Below are 4040 nucleotides of genomic sequence, written 5' to 3' on the forward strand. Positions count from 1 at the left end.
GCCACCCAAAGGTACCGAGAAAACTTCATTGTGCCCCCCTGCCCAATTTATAATTGCAGCAAATCAAGCTACAACCTCGCTGTCAACAGCTCCATAACGCAACGGTTACGTGCTCTGCGGGATCGACAGACGGCCATCCGAGCAACTGAGACGACAAGCCAGATACATCCCGCTGGGCGAGCGAAGGTTTTGTCGATGCAAAACTTCACCCGGCCGCCCGAGCCAAAATCAGGAGTGAAGTTCGCAGGCTTTTGGCCCGTTACGGATAGCCACCTGATCATCAGAAGGCGGCGGTGGATTTGATGATCGAACAAGCAGAAGTGTTCGCGAACGTTTAGAATTGATGATGGTTGGCGAGGCAAGACGGCCCTAGCATTATGCCGAGTCGGCCATCAAAGAGCGAGATAGGACCTTCCGGGCATCGGACCCAGCGTTGCCTATTGATGCCGTGCCGCCGATCGTCCCCGCCTATGTCCCTGTCCCACCGTCCCGACAGGCTAGGTCTGGGACATCGGGACAGCTGCTTGCGGGTGGAATAAATCGTCCCCTTCGACCGCTTACATGCGCCCTGCAACCCGGCTCTTGGGAGAAGAACGCACCTCCAGGAGCCAGGAGGTTGTACCGTGGCGATGGTCGGCGACCGGAAGCCGGGCTACCTGCGTCGACCTAATCTGCGGCTCGAGTTCACTTTCGCAATCAGGACCACACCCAAATGCCTTGAGAGGTATTATACTACTTATACGCTAATCTCTTAATACTGTAAGCTCATATCTCTTGCAAGAGATGTGAGATGTCGCTACGCATTCAGAATGAAAGAGACCGATACCATCCCGCGTCTCCAACATGTGCTTCCGCACATGCGGGACCAGCTCGTGGCTCTCCGGCAAGGAGCAACCTTCGAGCAAGCCAGGGAGCGTTACGCGAGGACGGTCGACAAATTAGTGGTCCAAGGCATAGGACGGCGCACTGCCAGCCGAGTAGGCGATCGCGATGCATACTGGGCGCCCACGGCGGAAGTGCTGTTGGAGGCGATTCGGCTGGGATTTGTCGAGCGCACGCAAGTCCCCTCTGCGCGCCGATACCTGGAGGCACATCGCGGCCGGACCTATTCGCTCACGCCACTCGGACGGCAGGTGGCCGATCTTGCAGAGAGCGACCTCGCCGCTTTCTGCGATCATTTGGCAGCCGCTATCTATGAGGGACATGCCTATTTTCGATCGCTGATCGGCACTCTTCAAGACTCTCCGATTGCATGCCCCGAGGTAAGCGAAGGTGAGGTTGAAGCCGCGAGCCGAGAAGGAAAGGGCACAAGCTACTGGGCCGGATTTGTTGCTGAGAAACTGACCCAGCAGACCACTTCTGGCATTCGTACCGATGTCGGCACAATCAAAGAGACGATCGTCTCCATTGTGCGCAAGAGGTTCGGTGCCGACACCGAATCGAGGCCCACCGGAAAAGCATTGACGCAAGTCCTCAATGACGCTTTCGCCGTCGCCGCTGTGAATGCCCACGGACTTTCGATCGGCGCAACCGACATCGATATCCTGAAGAGCTGGGGATCGCAGCTCCGCGTTCTTGATCAATCACGATACGTAACGGGCTTCACTGGCTTTAACTTGATCTGGCTTGCCGCGGATGTGCAACCGGGCCCTCCAGTTTTGATCCGCCGCCGCGACCTTCGTCAACACGAGCTTGAGATCGCGAAGGCCATCGTGGAGACGTACAGGGCTCAGTCGGAATTGRCTGACACAACCCTCTCTGCTCCTTATCTCCCAATCTACAAGGTGCGCGCGGATGTGGCGTACCGGAACCGCGTTACGCGAGCTCTGGTAGATCTCGTTATCGAGCGTCTATCTGATGGCGCGGTGACGGAAGTCCCTGTCGAGGTCCGCCTACATCTCGGCACAACGCATCAGCCCGCTTCCGAGCCACTGTACAGACGTGGCGGAACGAGGCGCTACGAACTTACTATTCACCCGAAGTCGAACTGAGGAGGCGAACATGCCCGTCGACGTTTTTGATCATATGGAAGAAGCCTGGAAACTGGATCGCAATCCCTTCCCGCCCGACGCAATCCGTCGTCAAAATGCAGAACAGCCTTACAGTCCTGATGTCTTTTCTGAGGAAGAGAACACCTTCCGGCGGAAGTTCATCCGCGCCGGTGTTCGTGGCGGTCCAGCCATCGGATTCCTGTGGTCGCAGGGCCAGCGGGCTGATACCGGTTTTGGCAAGACGACGCTGATGCAAGAGATGGTGAAGGAGATCAATACCGATCTCGGAAAGACAACGCTTGAAAAGGCGGGAGCGAAGAAGCCTCCGTACCCGGCAATTGCGGCGGCCTTTTCCAACCTGAACAACTTGAATGCGGCCGGGCTTTACCCTGTATTGTTCAACGCCGCTATCGACCTTGCCACTCCTGTCGAGTCCGGCACGGAGAGCTTATTCGACATCACGCGGAAGCGTATCGCCACACAAATCGGGAGCGATGATGCCAGTGAGATCGCAGCACGCATCCGGCAAGCGTGGGCAGCAATCGGCGGGACCAGTGCACCGTYACGACCGGAACTAATCAATGCTTTTGCAAGCGGCGGCGGTACAGCACTCCGAAATGAACTAGCCGCTGTTTCGGCAACGGCTCGCCTTCGCAATGGGCTGCAGTATCTCGATTTTGCTTTGGCCGCGCTTGCAGCGGCCAGCATCGACCATCTCTTCCTCATGATCGACCAACTCGAAGACCTTGCCACGACCCGATCAGTCACGGCCCCTAAGCGCTCGCGAGAGATCGGGAGGATCCGTGACCTGCTCGAAAGCGCTCCTTACGCTACGCGCCTCCACATGATTTTCACCTTTCACAGCCGCGCCGCCCAGGTATTGGACCGCTTCTGGGAAGAGAATCGCCTCCCACCGTTTGAGGTCTCTCCGAGTAATACCGCAGCCGTCGTGGTGCTTGGTGGGCTGAAGGACAACGATCAAGTCCAGGAACTCTTGCGCGTATATCTACAGGATGCGCGTGCCGAACCAGTCGAAGACGACCTTCTGCCATTCGAGTTGGGCGCAGTCGAAGTGCTGCGTGATGTCTCGGACGGGCGACCCGGCATTCTACTTAGCCGCGCGTACGAACTTCTAAATGCAGCCGCCGAGCAGGCGCTGCCGACCATCTCTGGCACATTTGCGCGTCAATACTTCGAAGGCCATGCGGCCGGAGCAGATAACGACGATGGCAGGGTGTCGGCTCACGTCGGCGACGATGACATCGACGATCTCCTCCTCGGTCATCGGTAAGGGAGCAACGGCTTTGTCGCGCGCCCTTGATCTGCTGGCTGACTTCACGCTTGATGCATGGCTGATGGCGAAATTTGCGCCTCGGCTCGGCGTAAAGCTCGACGGCAGAACTTGGGAACGTAGTGTCGCAGGCCTTCTCTATCGTCCCGGCTTCAGCCGCAGGCAAGGACCAGGTAGCTTACGGCTGTTCAACCTGCCCTCGGCATCGGGCGCGAGCCACGAGATCGATGGTGCGGCAAGCAGTAGGGCCGGTTCTATCGTTCTCGAGTGCAAAGCTACTAGCGCCGGCATCACCAAAGCTGACGTGGCGCTATTCCATTTTAAAGTCATGGATTTTTACAAGCGGGCTGTTGTCACCGCGTCGCGGGAAAAATGGTGGTGCACAATGTGCGGCACAAGTCGGACCGATCCTTCTGCACGCGCCGCAGCGCTCAGCGTGGGACTATTTATATGTGATCCGGACCGGTTGCCCTTGCCGGTCCTTCTTCGCGCGGCAAGCAGACCCTCGGCAGATATGCACGTTCCAGACACTCTTCTCCAAGAGATCGTAAGGCTCGGCGAGCGCGCTCTTCGACCGCAGCAGCTTCAATGGCCGTACCACGCACATGCTGGCGAGATCGTCTCCAGGCCCAGCGAATGGACCCATTCGGAGACTGCTGATCTAATGTGGCTTGAAGACGAGCTTAGCTCCTCTCTTCTTGAACTCTACGAACGGCGCCGACCGGGCGTCCTTCAAAACCGTGCCGAGAACTTAATCT

Annotated in this window: 3 protein-coding genes; all 3 read left to right on the forward strand. The window is 57.7% G+C overall.

Going from position 1 to position 4040, the window contains the following annotated elements; all coding sequences use genetic code 11:
- Positions 1-809: 809 nt before the first annotated feature.
- The gene (locus tag ACXJL8_RS35755; protein ID WP_456686519.1) at positions 810-1991 is read left to right on the forward strand and encodes a hypothetical protein; all 1182 of its coding nucleotides are present in this window, start codon (positions 810-812) and stop codon (positions 1989-1991) included.
- 10 nt (positions 1992-2001) lie between these two features.
- Complete coding sequence (locus ACXJL8_RS35760) at positions 2002-3282, forward strand: hypothetical protein (RefSeq protein WP_456686520.1); 1281 nt, start codon at positions 2002-2004, stop codon at positions 3280-3282.
- Positions 3248-4040: hypothetical protein (locus ACXJL8_RS35765; protein ID WP_456686521.1), on the forward strand; the 793-nt coding region annotated here is incomplete at its 3' end. The genes ACXJL8_RS35760 and ACXJL8_RS35765, both read left to right, overlap by 35 nt.

The sequence above is a fragment of the Bradyrhizobium sp. P5_C11_2 genome, from assembly GCF_054049755.1.